5 protein-coding genes and 1 pseudogene are annotated in these 5884 nt (G+C 73.6%); 3 read left to right on the forward strand and 3 right to left on the reverse strand.

Going from position 1 to position 5884, the window contains the following annotated elements; all coding sequences use genetic code 11:
• The 3 genes from H5J30_RS15060 to H5J30_RS15070 all read left to right on the forward strand — a co-directional run.
• Window positions 1-901, forward strand: a 901-nt coding sequence (locus tag H5J30_RS15060; RefSeq protein ID WP_181787942.1) for an ROK family protein, incomplete at its 5' end; no start/stop codon positions are given.
• 156 nt (window positions 902-1057) lie between these two features.
• Window positions 1058-1633 carry a hypothetical protein gene (locus H5J30_RS15065; protein WP_181787943.1) on the forward strand — a complete coding sequence of 192 codons (576 nt, stop codon included), beginning with the start codon at window positions 1058-1060 and terminating at the stop codon, window positions 1631-1633.
• Window positions 1634-2139: 506 nt separating this feature from the next.
• Window positions 2140-3114: an epimerase gene (locus H5J30_RS15070; RefSeq protein ID WP_181787944.1), complete on the forward strand. Its 975-nt coding sequence runs from the start codon at window positions 2140-2142 to the stop codon at window positions 3112-3114.
• Between the two features lie 399 nt (window positions 3115-3513).
• Here the strand turns inward: H5J30_RS15070 and H5J30_RS15075 are convergent, their stop codons facing one another.
• The 3 genes and pseudogenes from H5J30_RS15075 to H5J30_RS15085 all read right to left on the reverse strand — a co-directional run.
• Entirely contained in the window at window positions 3514-4338 is an 825-nt protein-coding gene (locus H5J30_RS15075; protein WP_181787945.1) for an SAM-dependent methyltransferase, read from the reverse strand.
• A 163-nt stretch (window positions 4339-4501) separates the two neighbouring features.
• Window positions 4502-5515 (reverse strand): ABC transporter permease, encoded by a 1014-nt coding sequence (locus H5J30_RS15080; RefSeq protein ID WP_309505537.1) that lies wholly within the window; start codon window positions 5513-5515, stop codon window positions 4502-4504.
• Window positions 5516-5525: 10 nt separating this feature from the next.
• Window positions 5526-5884 (reverse strand): annotated as a pseudogene (locus H5J30_RS15085) (sugar ABC transporter ATP-binding protein); the annotation flags it as partial.

Raw genomic sequence — 5884 nt, forward strand, 5'->3', positions numbered from 1 at the left:
GGACATCGGCGGCACGCTCCTCGCGGTCCGCGAGGACCCGCTGACGATCGCCGACGGCCCGGAGGCGGTTCTCGGCCACGTCGAACGGACCATGCAGCGGCTGCTGGAGGAGGCGGGCCGCGACCCCAAGACGCTCCGCTCCATCGGCGCCGGCGTGCCGGGCCCGGTGGAGTTCTCCACCGGGCGCCCGGTGGACCCGCCGATCATGCCCGGGTGGCACCAGTTCCCCATCCCGGAGTTCTTCGACGAGCGCTTCGGCGTCCGCGCCCTGGTGGACAACGACGTGAACGTCATGGCCCTGGCCGAACAGCGCCGGGCCTTCCCCGACACGTCGTACCTGCTCTACCTGAAGGTGGGCACGGGCATCGGCTGCGGCATCATCGCCGACGGCCGCCTGCACCGGGGCGCGCAGGGCTCGGCGGGCGACATCGGCCACATCCGCGTCGGCGAACGCGAGGAACTGTGCCGCTGCGGCAACTCCGGCTGCCTGGAGGCCATCGCGGGCGGCGCGGCCCTGGCGGTCCGCCTCCGGGAGCTGGGCCTGGAGGCGTCGGCGGGCCTGGACGTCGTACGCCTGGTCAAGGAGGGCAACCGCGAGGCGGTCCGCATGGTCCGCGAAGCCGGCCGCGCGGTGGGCGAGGTCCTGGCGGGCCTGGTGAACTTCTTCAACCCGGAGACGGTGGTGGTGGGCGGCGCCCTCGCGGCGGTGCACGACCAACTGCTCGCGGGGGTGCGGGAGGCGGTGTACCGGAGGTCGCACCCGCTGGCGACGCACGTGCTGCGGATCGAACCGAGCAGGACCGGGGAGAACGCGGCGGCGATCGGCGCGGGGATCCTGGCGATCGAACACGCGCTGTCGCCGCGGCAGGTGGACATGGCCCTGGCCGGGGCGGCCGGCTGAACCCGGTCCTGAAGCCGGTCCTGAAGCCGGTCCGGGGGCTGAACCCGGTCCGAGGGCTGGGGCGGGGCCGGGGGCCCGTTGTCTACTGGTGGAATGAGCTTGCGCGAGGGATGGCTGCGAAACCGTAGGCAGCGGCGGAGACGAAGGTTCCTGCGCATGGTCGCCGACGGAGTCGCCTCCAGCTACGCCTACCACCAGATCAACCCGGTGGACCGGCCCCGCGTCCTCGACACCGCCGTGCGGCTCGCCGGGACCAAGTGGACAGAGGCCGAAGGCCCGTTGCCCGATTCCCTGCCACCGCTGACGCTACGACGCCTGGTCACGGACGCCGCCCGGATCGCCGCGCAGCCACCCGCCGAGACGGCGCCGAAGGAACCCATCGACGTACGGGCACGGCGGTACGCGGAGGAGGAGAGCCGGCGGGAGCGGACGGGCACCGATCCCACGGCCCGCGGCGAAGCCGCCGCCGCGGCGGCGAGGGGCCGGCAGGCGGAGGCGGCGGCGCGCGACCTGCTGGCGCGGGCGGGCCTGCCCGGTGGGGCCGACGAAGTCAAGATCACGACGCTGCTTCTGCTCCACCGCGAGGAAGTGACGCAGAACGACGTGCGGCTCGCGCTCAGGGCATTCGAGGACGCCTACGCGCGGCGGACACGCAGGGCGACCGAATCGGGCGGCACGTACCCGTGGCCCACGACGGACTCGGTGATCACGTCGCTGTTCGGTCCTCGGTAGGAGCGGCGACCGGGGAAGAGGCCGGGGACGCGGATCCGCTGCAAGCCCCGCTCTGCAGCCGAGCGCTCAAGCCGAACCCTCAGCTGAGCCCACCTGCCGAGCCCACCTGCCGAGCCCACCTGCCAAGCCCTCAGCCGAGCCCACCTGCCGAGCCCACAGCCCTGCCCACGTGCCAAGCCCACCTGCCGAGCCCACAGCCCTGCCCACGTGCCAAGCCCACCTGCCGAGCCTCAAGCCGAGCCCTCAGCTGAACCCACCTGCCGTGCCCTCAGCCGAGCCCTCAAGCCAAGCCCACCTGCCAGCCCTCCAGACGAGCCCTCAAGCCCCACCCCAAGTCCCCCACACACCCGCCCAAGGGTAGGCGCCCGCACTGACAACGCCCCGGCTCACCGCCCGAATCGACCGCCCCGACCTGCACCGACGTCACCGTCCGCACCCGCCGCGCCGTGCCCGTACGGGCAGGTCGTACGCTCGCCGTACGACATCACGGCGTCCGGGGAGGGCCAGTGAAGATCGTGCTGCCGGGCGGGACCGGGCAGGTGGGCGGCGTGCTGCGGCGGGCGCTGACCGACGCGGGGCACGAGGTCGCGGTCCTGACCAGACGCCCGGTGCGCGACGGCGAAGTCCGCTGGGACGGCCGGACGCTCGGCTCCTGGACGGATACGGTCGACGGCAGTGACGTCGTGGTCAACCTCGCGGGCCGCAGCGTCAGTTGCCGCTACACCGACGAGAACCTCCGCGCCATGATGGACTCGCGCGTGGACTCCGCCCGCGTCGTCGGCGAGGCGATCGCCACCGCCCGGAAGCCGCCCCGGGTCTGGCTCCAGATGAGCACCGCCACCGTCTACGCCCACCGCTTCGACGCCCCGAACGACGAGGCCACCGGCACGATCGGCGGAGACGAGCCCGGCGTCCCGGACTACTGGGCGTACAGCGTCGAGATCGCGCGGAACTGGGAGCGGGAGCAGGAGCGGGCCGCGACACCGCGGACGCGCAAGGTCGCCCTGCGGTCGGCGATGGTCATGAGCCCCGACCGCGGCGGCGTCTTCGACTACATGCTGTGGCTGGCGCGGCTCGGCCTCGGCGGACCGGTCGCGGGCGGCGCGCAGTACGTGTCGTGGATCCACGACCGCGACTTCGTACGCGCCGTGGAGTTCCTGATCGACCGGGACGACATCGCCGGGGCGGTCAATCTCGCGGCCCCCGGCCCGCTGCCGCAGCTGGAGTTCATGCGCGGGCTGCGCGGCGCCTGGGGCATGCCGGTCGGGCTGCCCGCGACGCGGTGGATGGCCGGAATCGGCGCCTTCGTTCTGCGTACCGATACGGAACTCCTCCTGAAGAGCCGGCGGGTGGTGCCGGGGCGGCTGCGGGAGGCGGGGTTCACGTTCGACCACGGTGCCTGGCCGGAGGCGGCGGCGGATCTCGTACGGCGAACGCGACGCGAGCGATCCCGGTCGCGGCGAAAGGCAGCAGGTTCCTGACCGCTGCGGGTGCTTTGCCCTTCGGCCTCCGGGCGACGGGTGCGTGTGGCGGGGCAAAACTCGGCCCCGGTGGGCGTTTTGACCTGATTCGAAGGGCAGCTGCACGTGAGTTTGTACCGGCGGCACGCATTCCGCCGCCCCGAGCCACTCGACCTCGCGCACCACCACCCCCCGGCCCGCACACACGGCAGACCGACCGCAGGCGCCGGTGACCGGGCTCGTTGTCAGAGCGGGCGCCTACCCTTGGGCGGGTGTGAGGGGATGGGTTGCGGGGTGTGCACGTACGGCGGCGGGGTGCCGGGGTGCCCGGGGCGCCGGAGTGTCGGGGCGCCGGGGCGCCGGAGTGTCGGGGCCCGGGGGTCGGTGCGGGGTCGGGGGGCTGCGGGGGCTTGGCTGCTTCTACGGCTTGTGTCCTACGCCGCAGTAGCCGAACACCGCCCGCGGCGGGGCCGCCATCCCGGCTTCCGGGCGCCACCTGCTCATCGACACCACACCCGGCTCGATCACCTCAAGGCCCTCGAAGAACCCCGTGATCTGCTCCCGCGTCCGCGGCGTGAGCGGGACGTCGGCCGACTCGTTGTACTCGTCCTGGGCCTGCCGGTTCCGCGCCGCGGTCTCCGTGCCGCCCAGGGACGGGTCCAGCGTGGCGTGGGTGAGTGCCAGGTAGCTGCCCGGCGGCACCGCGTCCAGCAGGCGGCGGACCACGTCCCGCGCCTCGTCGTAGTCCCGGAGGAAGTGCAGGATGCCCAGGAGGGTGATCGCCACCGGGCGGTCGAAGTCCAGGGTCCTCGCCGCGCCCGCGACGATCGTCCCGGGGTCGCGGAGGTCGGCGCTGAGGTAGTCGCAGGTGCCCTCGGGGGTGGACGTGAGCAGGGCGCGGGCGTGGGTGAGGACCATGGGGTCGTTGTCCACGTAGACGATGCGGGACTCCGGCGCGGCCCGCTGCGCGACCTCGTGCGTGTTGTTCATCGTCGGCAGCCCGGTGCCGATGTCGAGGAACTGGCGGATGCCGGCCTCCGCGGCCAGGTAGCGCACGGCCCGGCCCAGGAACGCGCGGTCCGTGCGGGCGATGTCGGTGATCTGGGGGAACGTCGCCTTGTACGCCTCCGCCGCCCGCCGGTCGACCTCGTAGTTCTCCTTGCCGCCGAGGAGGTAGTTCCACACCCGCGCGGAGTGCGGGACGGTGTTGTCGATCACCTGCCGGGGGTCCTCGCCGTGGGCCATGTGCCGCCGCCTCCTTGCCGCCACTGCCGCCACTGCCGCCACTGCCGCCGCCACTGCCACTGCCACTGCCGCCACCGGCGTCCGGGTCCGCCCCAACATAGCGGCGGCCCCCTGCGATGGCCTCCCTCACGCCGCAGACCCGCGTGTCCCGCCCCCCGCCCCCTCACTGCCGGGAGCGGCGCAGGAACTGATCGAGCGTCACCGCCGCGAGGATCAGCAGGCCCTCGACCGCCTGCTTGTACGTCGGGTTCCAGCCCAGCAGGTTGAAGCCGTTCGAGATCAGGCCCAGCAGCAGCACCCCGATCAGCGTGCGCCAGATCGTGCCCTCGCCGCCGAGGATGCTCGTCCCGCCGATGATGACGGCCGCGATCGCGGTGAGTTCCAGCAGCGTGCCCGTGTTGGCCTGCGCCGAGCCGCTGCGGGTCGCCATCACCAGACCCGCCGTGCCCGCGCAGATCCCGCTCAGCGCGAAGGTGACCACCCGCACGGCGCCCGTCCTGATCCCCGACAGGCGGGCCGCTTCCGGGTTGCCGCCGATGGCGTAGATGCTGCGGCCCAGTGTCGTACGGGACTGCAGGAGCCAGCAGACGGCGGCCACCCCGAGCAGCAGCAGCGAGGGCGCCGTGATGTCGGCGAGGACCGTGGGGCTCGCCAACTCGGCGAAGGAGTCGAGCTGGTCCGCGTGCGGGTAGACGATGGCGCCGCCGGTGAGGATCACGGCCAGGCCGCGGTAGACGATGCTCAGCGCGAGTGTCGCGATGAACGAGTGCACCCGCGACGCCACCGTGACCAGCCCCGTCACCGTGCCCATCAGCGCGCCCGTCGCCACCGCCGCCGCGTAGCCGGCCGGGACGCCCGCGGCGCGGGTGGTCTCCACGGCGACGATCGCGCTGACCGCGAGGACCGCGCTGACCGACAGGTCGAACATCCCGCACGTAATGCAGAGCGTCAGCCCGCACGCCAACAGGCCGATGACGACGGCCTGGTCGAGGACGTTCACGAGGTTGCCCGAGGTCAGGAACGTGTCCGTCGAGAGCGCGAGGGCCGCCGCCAGCAGCAGCGGGGCGGCCACGATCCCGTAGTCGCGGATCTCCAGCCCGCTGCGTGCCGTCGCCCCGGCGGCTCCGCCCCTCGCCGGGACCGGCCACCTCGTCCGGGCCGGGCCCGCCTTCCTCACCGCGTCCCCCTCACCGCAGGCCCGCCAGCGCCAGTACGTCCCCCGCCCCCGCCGTCCCCCGCGCGAACTCCCCCGCCACCCGCCCCTCCCGCATCACCAGCACCCGGTGCGCCAGCCCCAGCACCTCCTCGACGTCCGACGACGCGACGAGCACCGCCACCCCCTCCGCCGCCAGTTCCGCCAGCAACTCGTGGATCTGCGCGCGCGCCGCCACGTCCACGCCGCGCGTCGGCTCGTCCGCCAGCAGCAGCCGCGGGCGGCGGATCAGCCACTTGCCGAACAGCGACTTCTGCTGGTTGCCCCCCGACAGCGTCCACGCCGGCCGGTACAGCCCCGCCCTGCGGATGTCCAGCCGCTCCGCCGTGGCGC

This window comes from Streptomyces phytophilus (assembly GCF_013870535.1).
Lineage (GTDB): Bacteria > Actinomycetota > Actinomycetes > Streptomycetales > Streptomycetaceae > Streptomyces > Streptomyces phytophilus.

Excerpts from the sequence above, each read along its gene's own strand:
- H5J30_RS15065 (WP_181787943.1), top strand. The coding sequence starts at position 1,058 with ATGGTCGCCGACGGAGTCGCCTCCAGCTACGCCTACCACCAGATCAAC.
- H5J30_RS15075 (WP_181787945.1), bottom strand. The coding sequence starts at position 4,338 with ATGGCCCACGGCGAGGACCCCCGGCAGGTGATCGACAACACCGTCCCG.